This window comes from Sphingomonas bacterium (assembly GCF_903644135.1).
Taxonomy (GTDB): domain Bacteria; phylum Pseudomonadota; class Alphaproteobacteria; order Sphingomonadales; family Sphingomonadaceae; genus Sphingomonas.
In genome coordinates this window covers 1-20,248 of record NZ_CAHJXA010000015.1, presented here as the reverse complement: position 1 = coordinate 20,248, position 20,248 = coordinate 1, and the positions used below count along the sequence as shown (strand labels likewise).

Here is a 20,248-nt window from a genome sequence, read left to right as displayed (position 1 = left end):
GCCGGATGGTCGACCAGCGCCGCGAGTTCGGGGTGGAAATTGTCCTTGACCGCCGTCAGGAAGGTCTGCGCGGTCGAGTCCGACGTGATCGCATAGCGCCCGAGCCGGCCGTTGCCGACGCCGACATCGCGTTCGACCATCACCAGCCCCTCGGCGAAGCGCGACAGCAGGCCCCGCTTGGTCGCGGCGGTGAGCAGCGCGGTGCCGGCCGGGCCGCCGCCGACGATCAGGGTGGAAGCGATCGCCGGCAGCTGCCGCGGGCGGCGGTCGCGATAGGGGCGGGCGCTGCTGGTCACGCTGCAGGCGTCGATCAGCGCGACCGCGGCGCGGCGGGCATCGGCCGGCGTCATCGCATCGGTGATCGGCAGCGACAGCAGCGCGCCGGCGACGCGATCGGCCACCGGTGTCGCCTCCACCATCGACACGCTGCGCACCCAGGGCTGCTCGCCCAGATGGGGGCTGAAATAGCGGCCCGTGCCCACTCCTGCGGCGGCCATCGCCGCCACGATTTCCTCGCGGCGGACGGCCAAGTGAGGAGGCAGTAGCACCGGCATGAATTGCATTGCCCGGCGGCGACCAGCGGCGGCCTGCAGCCCAAAGCCCGCCTGCTCGGCCCCCAGCACGTCGCGATAGGCCGCCTCCAGTTCGGCGCGCGCGTCGCAGACCGCATCGATGCCGGCAAGCTTGGCGCGCGCCATCACCGCCAGCACCTCGGGCAGTTTGGCGTTGAGCCCCGGCAGGGTCGCGCTGCGGCTGCCCTCGAAACCGAAATTGGTCATGGCGCGCAGCCGGGCGATGCGGGCGGGGTCGCCGCTGTGGATCAGGCCGCCCTCCGCCACCGCAAAGGTCTTGGTCGCGTGCATCGAATAGACGGTGGCGAACGGCGCGCGTGCGCCAAAGCCGTCGCCGGCCGCATCGATCGTCCCCAGCGACGAGGCGGCGTCGATCACCACGCCGACGCCGTGCCGCTCGGCCATCCGGGCATAACGGTCGAGGTCGATGACGTTGCCGAAGGTCGCATAGGGCAGGACGACGCCGATCCGCCGGCCGTATTGGCGAAGCAGCCGCTCCTCGGCGGCGGCGGCGGCGCTCCAGTCGAGCGGGTCGACATCGATCACCAGCGGCGTGAGGCCGGCCCAATAGGCAGCCTGGGCAGTCGCGGCGAAGGTCAGCGCCGGCATGATCGCCAGCGTGCCCGGCCGCGGGCTCATGCCGGCGGCGTCGCGGATCGCGATCATCAGCCCCAGCGTGGCGTTGGCAACGGCGAGGCTCGCGCCATGGCCGCCGAACATCACCTGCGTCACCTCCGCCTCGAACGCGCGTGCCTCCGGACCATGGTTGCTGAACACGCCCGACGCCTCGACGCGGCGCAGGTCGTCGCCAAGCTCGCTCAGCCGCGGCGGGTTGGGCGCGATGAGGGGCAGGGGCTGGGGAGAGACAGACATGCACGGCCTCCAAGAGGGCGCGTGCTTATCGCGGAGGGGGTGCTAAGAACCGGTTACGGCGGGCTTCAGCAGATAGACCCAATAATTCTCGTCGAACGAGCCATAGCGGATCAGCTCGACCGGGGTTTGGATCAGCCGCGTCGCGTCGCGGAACGCGGCAGCGTCGCCAGGGCCGGCGGTCGTATCACCCAGGATTCGCTCGTCCCAGGTCTGGGGGCCGTCGTTGCGGCCGATACGATACTGCATCAGGATCACGACCTGGCGGTCGGTTGTCGCCTGAAGCTGGCGGGCAGTGCGTAGGATCCCGGCTAGCGTCAGGTGCAGGTCGGCATGACGGGTGAAATGCGAGACCGCCCCAAACCGCCGCTGGCGCAGCAGATAGGTCGGATTGTCGATATAATAGGGCAGCGGCTCGACCACGACCTCGGACACGCCGAGCACGATCGCGTGACGCAGCGCGGGCCGGCGGAGCAGCTGCGCCAGTGCTGCGCTCTGCCCCTCCACTCGGCCGCGGGCGACCTGCACCAGCACCGACGCGGTCGACCCAAGCTGCGCATATAGCAGGACGATCAGCATGATCCCTGCCGCGACCGGCACGCGGTCGTGCAGGAGCGGCGACGCAGTACGCCTCCAACCGCCACGTCCGCCGGCCACGATCCAGTGCAGCGCCACGACGAAGCACAGGTATAGCGCCTGATGCCGGTAGCTGCCCGGATAGACGAATTGAAAGAACAACAGCATCATCGGCAGCACGACGATCGCCGCGATCGCCGCCGCCGGTGCGCGCAGCAGGCTGAGCGGGCCGGCAAGGATCAGCAATGCCAGCAGCGGTGCCGCGCCGGGCATGGTCCACGCCCAATCCGGCCAAAGACTCGACAGCGGCCCGCCGACGTTGAGCGCGGCCGCGGCGATGCTCCCCATTGACAGGCTTGCGGCACCAGGTGCCAGCGCCGCCTCGTTGAAGGGTGGGTAGACGGTGAGGAAACACAGCACCACGCCGACCAGCGCGATACCTGCCGCGCCAAGCCATCGGCCTAGCGCTGGCGACCAGCGCCAGCCATCGCTGGCGACGATCTCGACCAGCCGAAACAACAGCAAGCCGCCTGCCAGGATGACAGACGGCACGTTGGTGTTGACCAGGAAAAATAGGAGTGCGCCCGTCGCCATCGTACCGTCGCGGCCGCGCGCGAAGCGGTCGGCGATGACGAACATCAGCAGCATCGAAAGGCCGTAGTTGCGGGCCATCACGGAGTATTCAAATGCCATCCAGCCGCCGAACAGGACCGCGACCATGACAGGGGGGCGGAACGGTGCGCGCCAGGCGAAGAAGCTCGCGCCTGCGATGCCGACGATCAGCCCGACCGCCGGCAGCACCTCGCGCACGGGTGCCACGGCATGGGCGGCGCGCAGTAGCAGGTACCAGAGCAGCGGATGCCCTTCACCGTGCACCGCCTTCGCCATCGCCACGACGTCGCCGCCGGGCAGCGCCAAGCTGAGCGCCCGCACCTCGTCGCGCCAGAAGACATGGTGGACCGCTAGATAGCCGACGACGATCAGCCACAGCGCGGACAGGCCAAGTCGGACGGCGGGCCGTGTCGTGCCGCCGAGGATCGTCGCTGCGCTGGAGGTCGGCATCGGTTCGATCATGCTCGCGCTACATTCCCTGACTGCTGACAATGGCCAAGATCAGACATCTTGGTTAGCATCATTTTAACTGCGCGGCGTGATAGCGAACGAACTTGGTCATGGCTTGGAGCGACAGATGATCGATGGCTTGCGCGTGGCGGCGGTGCTGCCCGCCTATAATGCAGCGCTGACGCTGCGTAAGACCGTGGCGGAAATCCCGCGCGACGTGGTCGACGACATCATCCTGACCGACGATTGCAGCCATGATGAGACGGTGGCGGTGGCCGAGGAACTTGGGCTGCACGTCGTGCGCCACGACCGCAACCGCGGCTATGGCGGCAACCAGAAGTCCTGCTACACCGCCGCATTGGCAAGGGGCGCGGACATCGTCGTGATGCTGCACCCCGACTATCAATATTCGCCGCGGCTGGTGACGGCCATGGCCGGCATGATCGCGTCGGGCCATTACGACGCGGTGTTCGCCTCGCGCATCCTAGGCAAGGGTGCGCTGGTGGGCGGAATGCCGCGCTACAAATATGTGTTCAACCGAATGCTGACCTTGTTCCAGAACATCGTCATGGGCCAGAAGCTGTCGGAATATCACACCGGCTATCGTGCATGGAGCCGGCGGGTGCTGGAGGCGCTGCCGTTGCTGGCGGCGTCGGATGACTTCGTGTTCGACAATCAGATGATCGCGCAGACCGCCTGGTTCGGTTTCGCGATCGGCGAGATCAGCTGCCCAACCCAGTATTTCGCCGAAGCGTCGTCGATCAACTTCCGCCGCAGCTGCGTCTATGGGCTGGGCGTGCTGGCGACATCGCTGGAGTATCGGCTGGCGCGATGGCGGTTGATCCGCTCGCCGCTGTTCAGCGGATCGGCGGCGTTGAAGCTTGCCGTCTGACACGAAAAGGGCGGCCTGTCAGACCGCCCTTCGTTCGCCTGGACTTGCTGCCGACGATCAGTTGGCGGCGCTGGTCTTGATCGCGCCGTTGACGCCCGCCGGGAAGAACCCGCCGCTGCTCACCGACGCCTTATTGAGATAGACAACGTTGAGCACCTGGCCGGTCGAGCGGCTATAGGTGATGCCGTTGGTGTCGGTCGGAACGATGTTCGAGGCTCCACCGCTCATCGCGATACCCTGATCGTCATCGCTCGCACCATCAAGGCTGTCGCGAGCGTCGGAAATCAATCCGGCGTTGGTGATCAGCGACGGTGTCGCGTTCATGCCCTTGGTGTAGAGGATCGTCCTGATCAGACCGGCATGGTACGCCTCAACGGCAAGGATGCCGGCCGCCGCCTCAAGATAGGTCTTGTTGGCGATCAGCGGCGATGCGCCCTTATAGGCGGTAACGCCGACATCCTCGAAGATGAACGCACCAAGCAGGAAGTTCTCGTCCGAGGCATAGGGATCGAACGTCCCGGTCGCCGACACCACACCTGCCGCACGTGCCGCCGCGGTAAACGCGCCGGTCGCGCCGCCATCGATGTTGAGCGATGGCAATGCCACCGAAGATCCCGCCAGCTGCGAGCGCAGGAAGTTTACATGGTTGATCTCATCGAGTGCGATCTCGCGGGCATATTGCGCGACCACCGGATCGGTGAAGTTGACCTGACGGCCGCCCGTGACGGTGCCCGTCGTGCCAACGCCGCCGGTTGACGAAACCGACAAGGGCGTGCCGAACGCGGCATAGGAGTAGAAGGTGGCTTCGAGATATTCGAGGTTCAGCGCGAAGTTCAGCACGTCGGCATCGCCGAGCGTCGTGGACGTCGCCGCCGGAGTGGGGTTGCCGTAATCCTTGTCGCCGCCGCACGCCGACAGGACTGCCAGACCGACCGTGGCCGCCGAAGCCGCACCCGCCGCCTTGAGGAAACTGCGCCGCTCAGTGCGGCGCTTTTCGGAGCGCTCGACGAGCGCGAGAATGGTCTCGTTCTGTAACATGATCCCTGTCTCCGCTCAGTTCGCTTGGCTGGTCTTGATGGAGCCGTTGACGCCGGCGGGAAAAAACCCACCAGCCGTAACGGCCGCCTTGTTCAAGTAGACGACGTTCAGCACCTGGCCGGTGTTGCGGCTGTAGGCGATGGAGTTCTGGTCGGTCGGCACGATATTGGAGGTCACCCCCATGCTCGTGTTAATCGGCGAGATACCCTGGTCGTCCGAGGCCGTGCCGTCGAGGCTGTCGCGCGCTGCCGAGATCGCATCGGCGGAGGTGCGCAGCGAAGGCGTCGCGACGCCCTTCGAATACAACACGGTGCGCACGATGCTGGCGTGATAGGCCTCGACCGACAGGATGCCGGCAGCTGCCTCAAGATACGCCTTGCTGGTGATGAGCGGCGATGCACCCTTGTAGGCGGTGACGCCGACATCCTCGAAGATGAAGGCTCCGAGCAGGAAATTGTTATCGCTGGCGTAGGGATCGAAGAAGGTCGGGTTGGCCGCCGAGGTCGGCCCGATCAGACCGGCGGCCCGAGCGGCGCTGCTGAACGCACCGTTCGGCGTCGTGCCGATGTCGATGCTCGGCTGCGCCACCGCCGCCGCACTGGTCAATGCGCTACGCAGGAAGTTGACGTGCGCCAGTTCGTCGGCAACGATCTCACGCGCATACTGCGCCACGATCGGGTCCTGGAACGGCACCGCATGGGCACCCGTATTGTAGCGAACGCCAGCCGCATTGGCGGCCTGATCGGCGGGCACCGCCGTGCCAACACCGTTGATCGAACCAACCGGAATCGGCGTTCCGAAGACTGCATAATAATAGAAATTCGCTTCGAGATATTCGAGGTTGAGGGCGAAGTTCAGCACATCATTGTCGCTGACCGTTTGCGCATCGGCCGCAGACACGAACGCAAAGGCTCCGCCGACGGCAGCGGTGCCCAACACCATCCTGAATAGATCGCGCCGCTCGTTTCGACGCTGGACGCGTGAATCAAACGCCTCAATCAGCTGATCGCTTTCAGTCATCGCCTATACCCTTTCTCGAAGTGACGTAATAGTTCGGTCACACAACAACCTAGACCAGCCCGTCTCCTTGGACATAACCTAGATCATTGAAGCAGGTTGCCCCGGTGTTATACTGGCGCTAACCGAGTAACCACTTCAACATTCCCAGCTACGATTGGTTCAGGTGACCGGATGCCGGCGATGGAAAAAGATTTAACGGTGCCTTTTTCACATGACCAGTGAACAGGGGCCGGCGACGAAGGATGCTCGCCAGCGGCTCGTGGAGGCGCTGGTCGCGACCGGAGAGGAGGATCGCGCCGCCTTTGCCAGCGTCTATCGGCTGACCTCGTCGAAGCTATTCGGCATCTGTCTGCGTATCTGCGGCACCAGGCAGGCAGCGGAAGATGTATTGCAGGATGTCTACGTCACGATCTGGAAACGGGCGGGCGGCTATGATCCGGGACGGTCGAGCCCGATCACCTGGCTGGCCACGATCGCGCGTAACCGAGCGATCGACTGGCGGCGCTCGCGCGGCAATGCAGCGCCGGAAGTGTCGCCGGACGGCATGGCCGAGATCGTCGATCCCACAGCTTCGGCGTCCGATGTGATGTTGCTCGACGAGGCCGATCGGCAGCTGCACCGCTGTCTCGACACGCTGGACGGCGATCAGCGCGAGGCGATACGAACGGCGTTCTTCGATGGCCTGACCTATGCGGAACTCGCGACCCGCGCCGACGTCCCGCTGGGCACGATGAAGAGCCGGGTCAGGCGCGGCCTCGCACGGTTGCGGGAGTGTCTGGGCGATGAGTGAGGAGGATGCGATCCTGGCGGGCGAACTCGCGCTGGGCGTGCTCGATGGCGAGGCGCGCACGTCGGCGCTGCGCCGGGTGCTGGCCGAGCCCGCATTTGCTGCGCAGGTGACTCGCTGGCGGCGGCACTTCGCGGGGCTGATCGACTCCTTTCCGGCGGCCGAGCCGTCGGCGGATGTCGAGCGCGCCGTGCTCGCCGCGATCCGGGCGGACCGGCAGGTTGCAGGCCGCTGGCGTTTCGCCGCCGCCACTGCCGCGGCGATCGCCGCAAGCCTGGCGGTAGTGATGGCATGGCCGCGTCACCCGATTGCGCCGCCGGCACCCGCGCCGGCCCATGTCCTGGTCGCTGCGCTGGCGGGGACGGATGGGGTCAAGCCGTTCAACGCGGTCTACGATGCCCGTACGGAGCGAGTGGCAGTGGTCGGGGCGGCACCCTGGCCGGCAGACCGCAGCGCGGAGCTGTGGCTGATCGCGCCGGGTGCATCGCCCCGTCCGCTCGGCCTGCTCGACCGTGGCGAGCGCAGCAGCGTCGCCGTGCCGGGCAGCGATCGTGCGAGCATGGCGGCCGGCGTGACGCTCGCGGTGTCGATCGAGCCGAGCGGCGGCTCGACGACCGGGCTGCCGACCGGGCCGGTGATCGCGACGGGTGGGCTCGTATCAGGCTAAGCGCACAACGCTGTGGCCATAAGCCTTTGTTCCTCAACGCGATGCTCCTGACAGCCGCACATGGACCACCTGAATGGCTCCCCCGATTTAGCTGCGTCAACGTGCCATCTGTGACGGTTTTGTCACACAATTACTCGACATGTATAGCTTGCTGAAATTTCATTGCCGAAAAGAACAGTGTGACATTAGCATTACATATCGAATCAGGGTGGTCATGACAGGATCGCGTTTGCCGGTTCCAGTGGGGACAAACGGTGGGCACACAGAAGAAGGCCGCCTGATCGCCGGGGGGATGCCGAGGCTCCAGAAAAGGGGGTTCGGATGATCAAAAAGTCTCTTCTTGGCGGCGTCGCGGCTGCGGCGGTAATCGCCGCATCGCCGGCGATGGCGCAGACCGCGCCTGGTGCAAGTGCTGCCGGCATCGGCTCAGCCCGCGAACAGCCCTCGCAAGGGACCGAGACCAACAAGCCTGCCGCGAGCGAGGGTGACGAGGTCATCGTCACCGGCACCCGCACGACCGGCCTGCGTGCCTCCGACAGCCCTGCTCCGATCCAGGTGCTCGGTGCCGATACGCTCAAGCGGGTCGGGCAGACCGATCTGATGTCGGCGCTGGCCCAGACACTGCCCACCATACAGGTTCAGGCGTTCGGCAACGACCAGACCGCGTTTCACCCGCAGATCAAGCTGCGCGGCCTCAACCCCAACCAGACGCTGGTGCTGCTGAACGGCAAGCGCCGCCACGGCACCGCCAACGTCGTCGTCACCGGCGGCATCTCCAGCGGCGGCGCATCGCCCGATATCGGCCTGATCCCCGAAGACGCGATCGACCATGTCGAGGTGTTGCAGGACGGCGCGGCCGCGCAGTACGGCACCGACGCAATCGCCGGCGTCGTCAACTTCATCCTCAAGAAGAACGATCATGGCGGCCAGCTCAACGCCACTGTCGGTCAGTATGAGGATGGCGATGGCCTGACCTGGGACATCATGGGAAATATCGGCATCCAGCCGATCCCCGACATGTATCTGAGCGTCTCCGCCGAGCGCAAGTTCCACGATTTCAGCTTCCGCGGCGATGTCGATCCCCGTGTGGTTGACACCGGTGCCAATACCAGCGCCAACACCGGTAATAATGGTGGCCGCACGATCCTGACGCGCTATCCCGGCGTGACCGGCTTCAACAACTATCCGTACGTCAACCGCATCTTTGGCGACGGCAAATACAATCTCACCAATGCGATGTATAATGCCGGCTATACCGGTATCTCCGGCATCGAGCTCTATTCGTTCGGTTCCTATTCGCGCCGGGTCGGTGCGACCTTCCAAAATTATCGCCTGCCGAACGTCGTCTACGGAAAGTCGGCGCAGGCGAGCGTCAATACCGCGACGCCGACCGGCGACATCCCGTTCCCGCAGGGTTTCGCCCCACAGGAGGTCTTGCGGGAAACCGACTATTCGGTTGCGGGCGGCATCAAGGGCGAGATCGCCGGAACGACCTATGACCTGAGCACCACCTATGGCCGCGACTTCGACGCGATCTATGTGGAGAATTCGGCCAACGCCGCCCTCTACTTCGACTCATCGGGCTACCAGACCACGGCCGGTGCTTCGTGCGTCGCCGGTACCGTCGGCTGTACCTATCATAACGGCTCCTCGCCGAGCAACGTGCGCGACGGCAACTTCATCTTCACGCAGATCACGTCGGCGGCCGACTTCACCCACAAGTTCGATGTCGGCTTCGCGGAGCCGGTCAACGTCGCGGTTGGTGCCGAGTATCGCCACGATCGTTACCAGCTCCAGTCGGGCGACCCGGCCTCCTATTATGTCGGCACCGGCGTATTGGGCGGCGGTATCCAGTCGTTCTTCGGCTATGCGCCGACAAATGCCAGCAGCCACAAGCGCCACGACATCTCCGAATATATCGACATCAGTGCCAAGCCGGTCGAGGCGTTGCTAGTCGACGGCGCGGTGCGGCACGAGAACTATAGCGATTTCGGCAGCACGACGGTGTTCAAGGTCACCAGCCGCTACGACTTCTCGCCGGCGTTCGCGATCCGCGGCACGGCGTCGACCGGCTTCCGCGCTCCGACCCTGCCCGAGGAATATTATTCGGGCATCAACGTCAGCGTCGCGTCGCTGTCGGGCGTGTTCGCGCCGAACTCGTCGGGCGCGGCCTCGCTCGGCATCGGCGGCCTGAAGCCGGAGAAGTCGACCAACTTTTCGATCGGCTTCGTCGCCCATCCGATCCCGCGATTGACCGCGACGCTCGACCTCTACTCCATCTTCCTGCGCGATCGCATCGTTCAGTCGGGAGCGTTTGTCGGCTATTCCAACAACTGCAAATACCTCCCGGGGGGCTACACGACGGCCGCCGACGCCAGTGCCATGAAGGCGGCATTTGCCGGCGCTTGCACCGGCGTGATCTCGCCATCGGTGCTTGGCGCGCTGGCGGCGAACGGGGTGCCGATCCAGTCGGTGATCACCGCGATCAACGGCGGCGCTGCCGGGTCACTCAGCATCAACACCTTCGTCAACGGGGTCAATACCGTGACCCATGGTGCCGACTTCCTCACTACCTACTCAAGCGACTTCGGGCCGATCGGCAATGTCGACTGGTCGCTGGCGGTCAACTACAACTACACCAAGATCAACAAGGTCGCGGCACCGCCAGCCAACGTCAACCAGGCGCAGCAGCTTCTCGACCTGGGTGCGCTGACCACGCTGGTCGATACTACGCCAAAGTTCCGCGTCACCGCCGGTGCGCTGTTCGGGATCAAGTTCCTCGACATCAATCTGCGCGAGTCCTTCTATGGCCCGACCTATTACGAGGCGACCGAGCCGAACAACGCGAACAACTATGTCGACATCCCGATCAACTCGCGCTTCATCACCGATGTCGAGGTGACGGCGAAGGTCGGAGGCGCGTTGCGCATCTCGCTGGGAGCCAACAACGTGTTCAACTCCTACCCGAACCAGTTCCCGGGCTATTTCCGCAACGAGCAGTATCTCAACAGCTCGACCGCCTATGTTCAGCGTTACCCGTCGACCTCGCCCTATGGCGTGATGGGCGGCTATTACTATGGTCGGATCGGCGTAAAGTTCTGATCCGGGCATGACGAAGGGAGAGAGGCGTGGCTGATTTCGATCTGTCGACACCGGTCAACCGGCGACGGCTGATGGGCAATACGCTTCTCTCCGGCCTTGGTATGATGGGCTTGGGCGGCTGTGCGACGATGGCGAGCCGCCCGCCCTCTGGCGCTTGGGAGGTGGCCAACCTGGCCCCGGTGCGCGCCAAGGGCGACCGGGTGTTCGATATCACCGTCTGCCTCCGCCCGTTCCGCGCCGCCGGCCCGCGACTGGATACCGAGATGGTCGGCGACAAGCTTGTCGTCCATAATTACGGCCATGGCGGTAGCGGTTGGTCGCTGTCGTGGGGATCGGGCAATCTCGCTGTCGGCAAGGCGATGGCGGCAGGGCATCGCGAGGTCGCGGTCATCGGTTGCGGTGCCCTCGGCCTGACCGCGGCCGTGTTGGCGCAGCGTGCCGGGGCCAAGGTGACGATCTACGCCAAGGACCTGTTGCCGCAGGCGCGGTCGGCGCGCGCGACCGGAAGCTGGACGCCCGACTCCCGGATCGCGCTCGGCGACGCGGCCGGCCCGGCCTTCGGCGCGACCTGGGAAGAGATGGCGCGCTTCTCGTTCAAGCAGTTCCGCAACTATCTCGGTCTGCCGGGCGAACCGGTCGAGTGGAGCGACCGCTATACGCTGTCGGATCACGCCATCGCCTTTCCACGGCGGCCGGACAGTCCCAATGGGATGCTGGAGTTTGGTCATTATAACGACCGGGTGCAGGACCTTACTCCGCGCAACGAGCTGCTCGCGGCGGGTTCGACACCGTTCGATGCGCCATTCGTCTACCGAAGCGAGTCGCTGCAATTCAACATCGCCGACTACGGCCACACGCTGCTGACCGACTTCTTCGCGGCGGGCGGGCAGGTGACGCGCGCCGAGTTCCAGTCGCCGGCCGACTTCGCAAGCGTCGTCAAGGAGCGGGTGATCATCAACTGTCCCGGCTATGGCGCGCGCGCGATGTGGAAGGACGAGAGCGTCGTCCCGGTACGCGGACAGATCGCCTGGCTGATCCCTCAGCCGGAGGTGCGCTATGGCGTTTCGTACAAGGAGGTCAGCGTGCTTTCGCGCCGGGACGGCATTGTCGTCCAGGCGGTCGAGGGCGGCGACATGAAGGGCTATAACGATACGCGTGAGGTGCCCGACCGCGTTGAGGCCGATACCGCGGTCGGCAAGATCGCCGACCTGTTCTCGCGCTTCGGCATGCACCGGCGGCCCGTGCGCGCCTGATCATCACAAGGGAGACGATGCCATGAAGACCGGTTTCACAATGCTCGCCAGCGCCGCCGCCTTGCTGCCCGCCGCGCAGGCGCAGGCGCAGGCGTTCGAGCGTTATTCCAGCCCGGCGACCCCCGCCGGTCCGGCGCTGATCCTGCAGGGCGCGAAGGTGAAGGCGGGCAGCGACATCCTCTATCTGTCGGGCCAGCTCGCGTCGCCGATTGATCCGTCGAAGCCGATGAGGCCGGGGATGACCATGGCCGATTACGGCGACACTAAGACTCAGACGATCAGCACGCTGAACAAGATCAAGACGATCCTCGCCAGCAAGGGCTATGCGATGAGCGACATCTTCAAGATGACGCTGTTCGTCGCCGCCGATCCCAAGCTGGGCAAGATGGACTTCGCCGGCGTCAACGAAGGCTTCAAGCAGTTCTTCGGCACGGCGGAAAACCCCAACACCGTCGCCCGCTCCGCAATTCAGGTCGCGGCGCTCGCCGGCCCCAATTTTCTGATCGAGATCGAGGCGATCGCGGCGAAGACGCCAGGAAAATAGCTTCTTGTCACCCCCGGACTTGATCCAGGGTTCCGCTTTCTCTTCGCGCTTAGGCAGCGTCACCCCGGCTCAAAGCCGGGGTGACGAGTTGTGTCAGCTGCGCCGGATCAACGCGCGCGACAACCGCCGGTCCTCCAGCGAGTAATAGAGCCAGATCTGGCCGTTCTCGACCACGACCGACGCGGCAAAGGCGATGTCGGTGGCGCTGCGGTCGTCGACCGGTGGCGGCGTGATCAGCGGCTCGATGCCGCGGTCGACCACCCGGCCATAGTCGCGGTCGAACGCCACCCAGCCGATCCGCCAGCGCGCATCATGGGTCGCGCCGTTGTAGAACATAACCGGCGTGGCGGCGTCGTCGATCAACAGCGGCCCGGTCGACAGATGCCAGTTATCCCAGCTGTCCTCGCGCGGCATGAACGGCGTCGGCTGCTCACCCCACGGCCCGGTGGCGTTCGCGCCAATAGCGAGGCCGACCCGCGATGCCTGGTCGGCGGCATATTCGTAGAACAACCGCCAGCGCCCGTCGGCGGCGTGGTCGACCGTCGCTTCCTTGGTGTTGCCCTCCGACTTGGACGAGGCGAGGACGACGCCGCTCTTGGTGAGCTGGTCGATCGCCGGCCCGGCGGCGTAGGACAGCTCGCCATGGGCATGGTCGGCCAGGACGCCGCTGTAATAGACTACGTAGCTCCCGTCATCGAGCCGCACGACGGTGGGGTCTTCCACGCCGCCGGCGTCATGGTCGTCCGGGCCGGGTACGATCACCGGCTGGTCGAGCATCGCGAAGCTGCGCCCGTCGCTGCTCCAGCCGCCCCAGATGATGCCGGTGTCGGTCAGCGGCTCGCCCGGCTTGGTCACGGCGCGCACCATGATGCCGTAGCGGCCGTCCGCCTCCTGCCAGATATACGGGCTCATCAGGTCGCGCTCCATCAGCGCCGGCGGGCCCGACAGCGTCACCGGCTCGATCGCCTCGACGTTGAAGTCGAGGCGGGCGGTCGCGTCCTCCACCTGGTCCTTGACGTGCGGATCGTCGATCGGGCGCGGCTCGGGAGAGGCGTCGGTCATGCGCCGATCGCCTGCATCAGCGACAGCCCGCCATCGATGACGATCCGCGCGCCGGTGATATAGGCGGCAGCGTCGGAGGCGAGGAACACGGCCAGATCGCCGACCTCGCTTGCCTTGCCGGCGCGGCCCATCGGGATGTTCTGCTCCAGCGTCTTGCGATAGACCGGGTCGGCGGAAGCGCGCTCGTTCATCGGCGTCAGGATCATGCCCGGCTCGATCGCATTGACCCGGATCGCGCGCGGTGCCTCCTCGATCGCCAGCGTCTCAATGAGGTTGGTGAGGCCGCCCTTGGCTGCGCAATAATCGGCACCACCGGCGCGCACCGCATAGGCGTGGATCGAGGAGATGTGGATGATCGTCGCCGGCCCCGGCACCTCGCCGCGCCCGGTCAGGAAGCGCCGCGAGGTCAGGAACGCGCCGGTCAGGTCGGTGTCGAGCATCCGCTGCCACTGCACCAGCGCCATCTCGCGCACGGGTACGCCGACCATGTTGAGGCCGGCCGAATTGACCAGCACGTCGACTCGGCCAAAGGCCGCCTCCGCCGCGTCGAATGCGCTTGCCACCGATGCTTCGTCGTTGACCGCGCATTGCACCGTCGTCGCCTCGCCGCCGGCGGCGCGCACGGCGGCGGCGCTGGTCTCGGCCAGGCCGGCGTCGCTGTGATAGATGACCATCACCTTGTCGCCCTGCGCGCCAAAGGCGGCGGCGCAGGCGGCACCGATCCCGGACTCGGCCCCCGTCACCACTACGCACCGTCCTGCCATGCCGCGATCCTTTATTCGTGAAGGCCATGCTTACCGGCGTGATGCTGCGACGACCATAGCGCAATGTGTGTGTGACGGCATTTTCATCTGTCCTACAGAGAACCTATATGGTTTGTGCGCTGCCTCTGGAGGAGGGCGGCGATGACGGTGGACATGATGATCGACGAGGTGATCGATCGCGAAGGCGGCTATGTCGACAATCCGGCCGACCGGGGCGGCCCGACCCGTTATGGCATCACCCAGGCGGTGGCGCGGACGCAAGGCTATGCCGGTGCCATGCGGGCGCTGCCCCGCGCCGAGGCGGTGTCGATCTATCGGCGGCTTTATTGGTTGCGGCCGGCGCTGGATCAGGTCGCCGCCCGTGCGCCACTGGTCGCTGCGGCCTTGTTCGATAGCGGCGTCAACATCGGCCCGGCGGTCGCAATCGGCTTTCTCCAGCGCAGCCTCAACGCGCTCAACCGGGGTGCCAGCGACTATCCCGACCTGCCGCTCGACGGGCGGATCGGGGCGGCGACGCTGGCGGCGCTCGACGCCTTCCTCGCGCGGCGCAAGCCCGGTGGCGAGGCGGTGCTGCTGAAGGCGATCGAGGCGCTGCAGGGTGAGCGCTATCTCGCTCTGGCAGAGCGGCGACCGGCGAATGAGGCCTTCCTCTACGGTTGGCTGGCGAACCGAGTCGGTTAAGGAGACGGCATATGGCATTGATCGACGGTATTATCGGCCCGATCGCGGCGCTGCTCGACCGGATCATCCCCGATCCGCAGGCGCGCGATGCGGCCAAGCTGGAACTCATCAAGGCGGACAACAGCCAGGAGTTGGACCGGGTCACGACGCAGATGACGGCGGTCATCGCCGAGGCGCAGTCGGCTGACCCCTGGACCAGCCGGGCACGGCCGAGCTTCCTCTACGTCATGTACGCGCTGCTGCTGTGGTCGATCCCGATGGGGCTGATCGCGGCGGTGCAGCCCGCGATGGCGAGGAACATCGCGGCGGGCATGAACGCCTATCTCAACGGCATTCCGGAGCCGCTCTATGCCCTCTTTGGCACCGGCTATCTGGGCTATACCGTCGCGCGGCAATGGGGAAAGACGGTGGGTACCGACAAATAACGGTGCGGCTGCGGTCATCGATCGAGGGCGACAAGGCGGCTCTGGTCGATTGCCGCCACCGCCGCCCGCAGCGTGTCGATAGCGGGCGCGGTGCCCTGCGCCTCGACGGTGAAGCGACCGGCGACCGCGCGGCTGTAGCTGCCGCCGTGGCTGGCGTTGCTCCACTTCTCGGTGATACGGACGCCGCCAACGACGCGGGAACGCTGATAGCCGCTGTCGGTCACCCGGTTCACTTCGCCGGCGATGACGCTGTTGTTGGTCGCGAGCGCGCCCGGCGCGCCGGCGTCGGCGATGGTCAGGGTAAAGCTGTTGGTGTCGTGCACATAGGTCGCCTTGGCGTCGGAACTGGCGATCCCGGCGGCAAGGTTGCTCTGGCTCTCCAGCGTCGTGCGCACGAAGAGGCCGATCTGCGCCGGCAGCAACGCCTGCAATGACGAGGCAGGAACCACCGACTGGCCCGCCGCCGCGGCAGCGGCCGTCCCGGGCGCGACGGCGCGGCTCTTGTCCGCGGCAGGCGCAACCAGGCGCGAGCCGGCGATGGCAGGCGCGCCGGTGACCACCACGCGCCCGGCCGCAGTCCTGACGGTGGGTTGCAGCGAGCGGGTCGCGACCGCATCGGCGATCGCCAGCGACGCGATCAGCAGAGCGACCGCCGCGGCCATCACGCTCAACCCCTGCAACGACGTGCGCTCCTCGCGCGGCCGCATCAGCAGCGGCGTGCCGACGAATAGCAGCACCAGGCTGTAGAGCCCGAGCAGTTGCAGGAAGCCGAGCGCGGGCAGCACCGCGAAGCCGCTCGCCAGCCACCAGGCGCTGCTGCCGAACACCGCCGCCGCCGTCGCCGCTCGGCGGTCGCGCAGGCCGCCGAACCAGGGTGCCGACCGATCGATCGCCACCGACAGCAGCCACACCGCCGCTAGCGCCGCCGCCCATCCGACCAGCGCCGTCAGGATCGCGCCGTTGGTGGTGATGCGGTACTGGATGATCCCCATCGATCCGCTGCCGAACGCGAGCGCCCGGATCAACCGCGCGATCGGTCCGATCGCGGTGAGCGGCGTGGCGACGCCGAGCAGCAGCGCGCCGGCCGAGGTCTGGCTCGCCGCGACGGCGCGCCAGCCATGATGGGGATGCCGTAGCACGCCGCCGATCCGCCCCCAACCGCCGCCGGCGATTGGCTGGCCATCGCGCATGGTTCCCGTACCTGCCGTCGCCATGCCGTCCTCCATTGCCTATCCAACGCACTCAGGCCGTTTCGGATGCGCATCGTCCGCCGTGCCGCGATTGCGCCGCGCGGCGTCGCCTCCCATATCGCGGTCGATGAGCAGCGACATGACTTGGCACGGGACGACCATCCTCTCAGTGCGGCGCAACGGACGGGTGGTGATCGCCGGTGACGGCCAGGTGTCGATGGGCAACACGGTGATGAAGCCCAACGCCCGCAAGGTGCGGCGACTGGGTCAGGACGGCGCGGTGATCGGCGGTTTTGCCGGCGCGACCGCAGACGCCTTTACGCTGTTCGAACGGCTGGAGCGCAAGCTGGAGCAGCACCATGGCCAGCTGCTGCGCGCGGCGGTGGAGCTCGCCAAGGACTGGCGCACCGACAAGTACCTCCGCAACCTGGAGGCGATGATGATCGTCGCCGACAAGGACGTGTCGCTGATCCTGACCGGCAACGGCGACGTGCTGGAGCCCGAGGCGGGGGTGGCGGCGATCGGCTCGGGCGGCAACTACGCGCTCGCGGCAGCGCGGGCGCTGGTCGATTACGAGCAGAACGCGGAGACGATCTGCCGCAAGGCGATGGCGATCGCCGCGGAGGTCTGCGTCTACACCAACGACCGGCTGACGGTCGAAGCGCTCGACAGCGCCAACTGAACACGGACCATGCAAGACACCCTTACCCCAAAGGCGATCGTCGCCGCGCTCGACGCGCACATCATCGGCCAGCAGGATGCCAAGCGCGCCGTCGCCGTGGCGCTGCGCAACCGCTGGCGGCGGCAACAGCTCGCGCCCGACCTGCGCGATGAGGTCAGCCCCAAGAACATCCTGATGATCGGACCGACCGGCTGCGGCAAGACCGAGATCAGCCGGCGGCTGGCGAAGCTCGCCGACGCGCCGTTCGTCAAGGTCGAGGCGACCAAGTTCACCGAGGTCGGCTATGTCGGCCGCGACGTCGAACAGATCGCGCGCGACCTGGTCGAGGAGGCGATCCGGCTGGAGAAGGAGCGCCGCCGCGTCGCCGTCCGCGACAAGGCGGAGGAGGCGGCGCTCGCTCGCCTGCTCGACGCGCTGGTCGGCAAGGAGGCGAGCCAAGCCACCCGCGAGAGCTTCCGCCAGCGCTTCGCCGACGGCCATCTCGACGCGACCGAGATCGAGATCGAGTTGGAACAGGCCCCGGCGATGCCGTTCGAGATGCCCGGCGGCGGCCAGATGGGGATGATCAACCTGTCCGAGATGATGGGCAAGGCGTTCGGCAACCAGCCGCTCAAGCGCCGCAAGCTGACCGTCCGCTCGGCCTGGGAGAAGTTGGTGGAGGAAGAGGCCGACAAGCGCCTCGACCAGGACGAGGTCAGCCGCGTCGCGCTGGCCGACGCCGAACAGAACGGCATCGTCTTCCTGGACGAGATCGACAAGATTGCGATGTCCGAGCATCGCGGCGGCGGCTCGGTCAGCCGCGAAGGAGTGCAGCGCGACCTGCTGCCGCTGATCGAGGGCACTACGGTTTCGACCAAATACGGACCGATGAAGACCGACCATGTCCTCTTCATCGCGTCTGGTGCCTTCCACGTCGCCAAGCCGAGCGACCTGCTACCAGAATTGCAGGGCCGGCTGCCGATCAGGGTCGAGCTGAAGGCGCTGAGCGAGGCGGATTTCGTGGCGATCCTGTCGGACACCAAGGCGTCGTTGCCGGCGCAGTACAAGGCGCTGCTCGCGACCGAACAGGTCACGGTCGACTTCACCGACGACGGCATCGCCGCGGTCGCACGCATCGCCGCCGAGGTGAATGGCGAGATCGAGAACATCGGCGCGCGCCGGTTGCAGACGGTGATGGAGAAGCTGCTGGAAGAGGTGAGCTTCGACGCTGAGGACCGCCCGGGCGCGACGGTGACGGTCGATGCGGCCTATGTCGACGCGCAACTCGCCAGCATCGCGCGCAACACCGACCTCAGCCGGTTCGTGCTGTAGCTCGACGACGGCTTATCGGCGCACCTTCGGATAGGGCGTGAACTGGCCCAGCGCGCAGCTGCCGGTGGGTATGTGGCTGGTGCGGTCGACCAGGTGGATGATGTCGCCCGAACAGGCGCGGCCTTCATGCTCGACCTCGACGAAGATGTCGTCGCCGCGGTTCTCGCAGCCGCCAGCGGTGTCGTTGGCGTACAGGTCGCCATTGGCGAGCGTGTAGAGCAGCACCTTGCCATAGGATTTGGTGGTGGACAGCAATGGGCCCGGCGGCAGGCAGCTGGTCGGATTGCCTGCGGTGCGTCCAGCCAGTGCCCGGGCGAGCCCCGCCTGCGTCTCTGCGCTAACCGCCTCCTGATTGTCGCCCATGCAGCCGGCGAGCGCCAACAAAGGGGCGATCAGAGCCACGGCCACCAGACGACGCATCATATCTCTCTCCGGCGTTCGCGGCTCAACCCTTGAACGCATCCTTTTCAGCGCGCCGCTCGCCCAGTTGTTCCGCTGAAGTGGCTCTGAGGAAAGGATTTGTCGCCTTCTCCTCGCCGATTGTCGTCGGCACCGTCGCCTCGCCGGCGGCGCGCTTGGCGTCGACATCGGCCATGCGTGCCGCGATCGCGTTGTTGCCGGGTTCGGCGACCAGCGCGTAGCGGCCGTTGCCCTGGGTATATTCATGGCCGCAATAGACCACCGTCTCGTCGGGCATCGCCGCATAAAGCTGCATGTTGGCGAACATGTCCGCCGGCGTGCCCTCGAACAGCCGGCCACAGCCCATCGCGAACAGCGTGTCGCCGGTAAAGACGATCGCGTCGTCCTTGAACCAGAAGGCGACGTGGCCTTGGGTATGGCCGGGAACCGCGATCACGCTGGCGGTGTGCGCTCCCAGCCGGACCACATCGCCCTCGCGCACCAGCGTGTCGAGCGTCGGAATCTTGGCCGCCTCCGCCCTGGGTCCGGTGACCGTCGCACCCGCCGCCTTCATCTCGGCATTGCCGCCGGTGTGGTCGGCGTGCCAGTGGGTGGTCCAGACCTGGCTGACGTGCCAGCCGCGCGCCTTCGCGGCGGCGAGCACCGGCCCGGCCTCGCCCGGATCGACGGCGGCGGCATCCTCGGTCTGCGGATCGTAGATCAGCCAGGCGTAATTGTCCGCCAGCACCGGCACCCGCACGATCTGAAGCTTGGTCTTGTCTTCCGCCATCACCATGCGCCCATGTTGGGCATCGACGCCCAGGGTTCGGCCGGGGCCTTGGCGTCGCCCGCCTGCAGCAGCTCGATCGAAATGCCATCGGGGCTGCGCACGAACGCCATGCGACCGTCGCGCGGCGGGCGATTGATGGTGACGCCAGCCTCCTTCAGCGTGTGGCACAGCGCGTAGATGTCGTCGACGCGATAGGCGAGGTGGCCGAAGTTGCGGCCGCCGGTGTAGTGCTCCGCCTCGCCGTCCTCCGGCAGCCAGTTGTAGGTCAGCTCGACCTCGACCCGGCGGTCGCCGATGGCGGTGTCCTCGGGGACGGCGAGGAAGATCAGCGTGTAGCGACCCCGTTCGTCGTCCTGACGGCGCACCTCGTCGAGGCCGAGCAGCTTGAAGAAGGCGACGGTGGCGTCCGGGTCGGCGACGCGCAGCATGGTATGGAGATAATTCATGCCGGCCTAACGCGCGGTCGGCGATTTGGTTGAGGGCACGGTGACGGCAGCGGCCGGCGCGTCGAATTGGCGCAGCGCCGCCACCGCCGCGCGGCCCTGCGGGCGATCGGGGGCG

General features: G+C 66.4%; 20 protein-coding genes. 10 read left to right on the top strand and 10 right to left on the bottom strand.

All coding sequences use genetic code 11. The features are described from left to right. Both HUU96_RS02035 and HUU96_RS02030 read right to left on the bottom strand, forming a co-directional pair. Positions 1-1,445 (bottom strand): DegT/DnrJ/EryC1/StrS family aminotransferase (locus HUU96_RS02035; RefSeq protein WP_174291199.1); only part of this gene is annotated, 1,445 nt, incomplete at its 3' end. A gap of 42 nt (positions 1,446-1,487) precedes the next feature. Continuing rightward, positions 1,488-3,080, bottom strand: a complete 1,593-nt coding sequence (locus tag HUU96_RS02030) for a hypothetical protein (protein WP_174291198.1) — start codon at positions 3,078-3,080, stop codon at positions 1,488-1,490. A gap of 127 nt (positions 3,081-3,207) precedes the next feature. Here HUU96_RS02030 and HUU96_RS02025 point away from each other — a divergent pair, with 127 nt between their 5' ends. Then, positions 3,208-3,972, top strand: a complete 765-nt coding sequence (locus tag HUU96_RS02025; RefSeq protein WP_174291197.1) for a glycosyltransferase family 2 protein — start codon at positions 3,208-3,210, stop codon at positions 3,970-3,972. Between the two features lie 57 nt (positions 3,973-4,029). Here the strand turns inward: HUU96_RS02025 and HUU96_RS02020 are convergent, their stop codons facing one another. Both HUU96_RS02020 and HUU96_RS02015 read right to left on the bottom strand, forming a co-directional pair. Then, positions 4,030-5,010, bottom strand: coding sequence for a ferritin-like domain-containing protein (locus HUU96_RS02020; protein WP_174291196.1), 981 nt, complete (start codon positions 5,008-5,010; stop codon positions 4,030-4,032). Positions 5,011-5,025: 15 nt separating this feature from the next. Continuing rightward, on the bottom strand, positions 5,026-6,030 hold the full coding sequence (locus tag HUU96_RS02015; RefSeq protein ID WP_174291195.1) for a ferritin-like domain-containing protein: 1,005 nt from the start codon (positions 6,028-6,030) through the stop codon (positions 5,026-5,028). Positions 6,031-6,241: 211 nt separating this feature from the next. Here HUU96_RS02015 and HUU96_RS02010 point away from each other — a divergent pair, with 211 nt between their 5' ends. The 5 genes from HUU96_RS02010 (at position 6,242) to HUU96_RS01990 (ending at position 12,383) form a co-directional block, all read left to right on the top strand. Next, the gene (locus HUU96_RS02010) at positions 6,242-6,820 is read left to right on the top strand and encodes a sigma-70 family RNA polymerase sigma factor (protein WP_174291194.1); all 579 of its coding nucleotides are present in this window, start codon (positions 6,242-6,244) and stop codon (positions 6,818-6,820) included. Then, a complete protein-coding gene (locus HUU96_RS02005) occupies positions 6,813-7,484 on the top strand; it encodes an anti-sigma factor (RefSeq protein WP_174291193.1) in 672 nt (223 codons plus the stop codon). Before HUU96_RS02010 ends, HUU96_RS02005 begins: the two co-directional genes overlap by 8 nt. Before the next feature lie 321 nt (positions 7,485-7,805). After that, the gene (locus HUU96_RS02000; protein WP_174291192.1) at positions 7,806-10,586 is read left to right on the top strand and encodes a TonB-dependent receptor plug domain-containing protein; all 2,781 of its coding nucleotides are present in this window, start codon (positions 7,806-7,808) and stop codon (positions 10,584-10,586) included. Between the two features lie 26 nt (positions 10,587-10,612). Then, positions 10,613-11,839 (top strand): FAD-dependent oxidoreductase, encoded by a 1,227-nt coding sequence (locus HUU96_RS01995; RefSeq protein WP_217430241.1) that lies wholly within the window; start codon positions 10,613-10,615, stop codon positions 11,837-11,839. Positions 11,840-11,861: 22 nt separating this feature from the next. Further along, positions 11,862-12,383: a RidA family protein gene (locus tag HUU96_RS01990; RefSeq protein WP_174291191.1), complete on the top strand. Its 522-nt coding sequence runs from the start codon at positions 11,862-11,864 to the stop codon at positions 12,381-12,383. Positions 12,384-12,476: 93 nt separating this feature from the next. Here HUU96_RS01990 and HUU96_RS01985 read toward each other — a convergent pair whose 3' ends face one another. Both HUU96_RS01985 and HUU96_RS01980 read right to left on the bottom strand, forming a co-directional pair. Beyond that, entirely contained in the window at positions 12,477-13,445 is a 969-nt protein-coding gene (locus tag HUU96_RS01985; RefSeq protein WP_174291190.1) for a glycosidase, read from the bottom strand. Next, positions 13,442-14,209, bottom strand: coding sequence for an SDR family oxidoreductase (locus HUU96_RS01980; RefSeq protein WP_174291189.1), 768 nt, complete (start codon positions 14,207-14,209; stop codon positions 13,442-13,444). Before HUU96_RS01980 ends, HUU96_RS01985 begins: the two co-directional genes overlap by 4 nt. A gap of 141 nt (positions 14,210-14,350) precedes the next feature. Between HUU96_RS01980 and HUU96_RS01975 the strand changes: the two genes are divergently transcribed. Both HUU96_RS01975 and HUU96_RS01970 read left to right on the top strand, forming a co-directional pair. Further along, complete coding sequence (locus HUU96_RS01975; RefSeq protein WP_174291188.1) at positions 14,351-14,890, top strand: glycoside hydrolase family 108 protein; 540 nt, start codon at positions 14,351-14,353, stop codon at positions 14,888-14,890. Positions 14,891-14,901: 11 nt separating this feature from the next. After that, positions 14,902-15,315 carry a holin family protein gene (locus tag HUU96_RS01970; RefSeq protein WP_174291187.1) on the top strand — a complete coding sequence of 138 codons (414 nt, stop codon included), beginning with the start codon at positions 14,902-14,904 and terminating at the stop codon, positions 15,313-15,315. A 14-nt stretch (positions 15,316-15,329) separates the two neighbouring features. Here the strand turns inward: HUU96_RS01970 and HUU96_RS01965 are convergent, their stop codons facing one another. After that, the gene (locus HUU96_RS01965; protein ID WP_174291186.1) at positions 15,330-16,529 is read right to left on the bottom strand and encodes a YIP1 family protein; all 1,200 of its coding nucleotides are present in this window, start codon (positions 16,527-16,529) and stop codon (positions 15,330-15,332) included. Positions 16,530-16,632: 103 nt separating this feature from the next. Here HUU96_RS01965 and hslV point away from each other — a divergent pair, with 103 nt between their 5' ends. Beyond that, complete coding sequence (gene hslV, locus HUU96_RS01960; protein ID WP_174291185.1) at positions 16,633-17,187, top strand: ATP-dependent protease subunit HslV; 555 nt, start codon at positions 16,633-16,635, stop codon at positions 17,185-17,187. 9 nt (positions 17,188-17,196) lie between these two features. Further along, positions 17,197-18,498 (top strand): ATP-dependent protease ATPase subunit HslU, encoded by a 1,302-nt coding sequence (gene hslU / locus HUU96_RS01955; protein ID WP_174291184.1) that lies wholly within the window; start codon positions 17,197-17,199, stop codon positions 18,496-18,498. Positions 18,499-18,510: 12 nt separating this feature from the next. Here the strand turns inward: hslU and HUU96_RS01950 are convergent, their stop codons facing one another. The 3 genes from HUU96_RS01950 to HUU96_RS01940 are packed head-to-tail and all read right to left on the bottom strand — an operon-like array spanning position 18,511 to position 20,133. Next, positions 18,511-18,906, bottom strand: coding sequence for a hypothetical protein (locus HUU96_RS01950; RefSeq protein ID WP_174291183.1), 396 nt, complete (start codon positions 18,904-18,906; stop codon positions 18,511-18,513). A 37-nt stretch (positions 18,907-18,943) separates the two neighbouring features. Further along, on the bottom strand, positions 18,944-19,693 hold the full coding sequence (gloB, locus tag HUU96_RS01945; RefSeq protein ID WP_438827054.1) for a hydroxyacylglutathione hydrolase: 750 nt from the start codon (positions 19,691-19,693) through the stop codon (positions 18,944-18,946). Next, positions 19,687-20,133, bottom strand: coding sequence for a VOC family protein (locus tag HUU96_RS01940; protein WP_174291182.1), 447 nt, complete (start codon positions 20,131-20,133; stop codon positions 19,687-19,689). The genes gloB and HUU96_RS01940 overlap by 7 nt, the downstream gene beginning before the upstream one ends. Positions 20,134-20,248 lie beyond the last annotated feature (115 nt).

Excerpts from the sequence above, each read along its gene's own strand:
- HUU96_RS02030 (WP_174291198.1), bottom strand. The coding sequence starts at position 3,080 with ATGCCGACCTCCAGCGCAGCGACGATCCTCGGCGGCACGACACGGCCC.
- HUU96_RS02025 (WP_174291197.1), top strand. The coding sequence starts at position 3,208 with ATGATCGATGGCTTGCGCGTGGCGGCGGTGCTGCCCGCCTATAATGCA.
- HUU96_RS02020 (WP_174291196.1), bottom strand. The coding sequence starts at position 5,010 with ATGTTACAGAACGAGACCATTCTCGCGCTCGTCGAGCGCTCCGAAAAG.
- HUU96_RS02015 (WP_174291195.1), bottom strand. The coding sequence starts at position 6,030 with ATGACTGAAAGCGATCAGCTGATTGAGGCGTTTGATTCACGCGTCCAG.
- HUU96_RS02010 (WP_174291194.1), top strand. The coding sequence starts at position 6,242 with ATGACCAGTGAACAGGGGCCGGCGACGAAGGATGCTCGCCAGCGGCTC.
- HUU96_RS02005 (WP_174291193.1), top strand. The coding sequence starts at position 6,813 with ATGAGTGAGGAGGATGCGATCCTGGCGGGCGAACTCGCGCTGGGCGTG.
- HUU96_RS02000 (WP_174291192.1), top strand. The coding sequence starts at position 7,806 with ATGATCAAAAAGTCTCTTCTTGGCGGCGTCGCGGCTGCGGCGGTAATC.
- HUU96_RS01990 (WP_174291191.1), top strand. The coding sequence starts at position 11,862 with ATGAAGACCGGTTTCACAATGCTCGCCAGCGCCGCCGCCTTGCTGCCC.
- HUU96_RS01985 (WP_174291190.1), bottom strand. The coding sequence starts at position 13,445 with ATGACCGACGCCTCTCCCGAGCCGCGCCCGATCGACGATCCGCACGTC.
- HUU96_RS01980 (WP_174291189.1), bottom strand. The coding sequence starts at position 14,209 with ATGGCAGGACGGTGCGTAGTGGTGACGGGGGCCGAGTCCGGGATCGGT.
- HUU96_RS01975 (WP_174291188.1), top strand. The coding sequence starts at position 14,351 with ATGACGGTGGACATGATGATCGACGAGGTGATCGATCGCGAAGGCGGC.
- HUU96_RS01970 (WP_174291187.1), top strand. The coding sequence starts at position 14,902 with ATGGCATTGATCGACGGTATTATCGGCCCGATCGCGGCGCTGCTCGAC.
- HUU96_RS01965 (WP_174291186.1), bottom strand. The coding sequence starts at position 16,529 with ATGGCGACGGCAGGTACGGGAACCATGCGCGATGGCCAGCCAATCGCC.
- hslV (WP_174291185.1), top strand. The coding sequence starts at position 16,633 with ATGAGCAGCGACATGACTTGGCACGGGACGACCATCCTCTCAGTGCGG.
- hslU (WP_174291184.1), top strand. The coding sequence starts at position 17,197 with ATGCAAGACACCCTTACCCCAAAGGCGATCGTCGCCGCGCTCGACGCG.
- gloB (WP_438827054.1), bottom strand. The coding sequence starts at position 19,693 with ATGGTGATGGCGGAAGACAAGACCAAGCTTCAGATCGTGCGGGTGCCG.
- HUU96_RS01940 (WP_174291182.1), bottom strand. The coding sequence starts at position 20,133 with ATGAATTATCTCCATACCATGCTGCGCGTCGCCGACCCGGACGCCACC.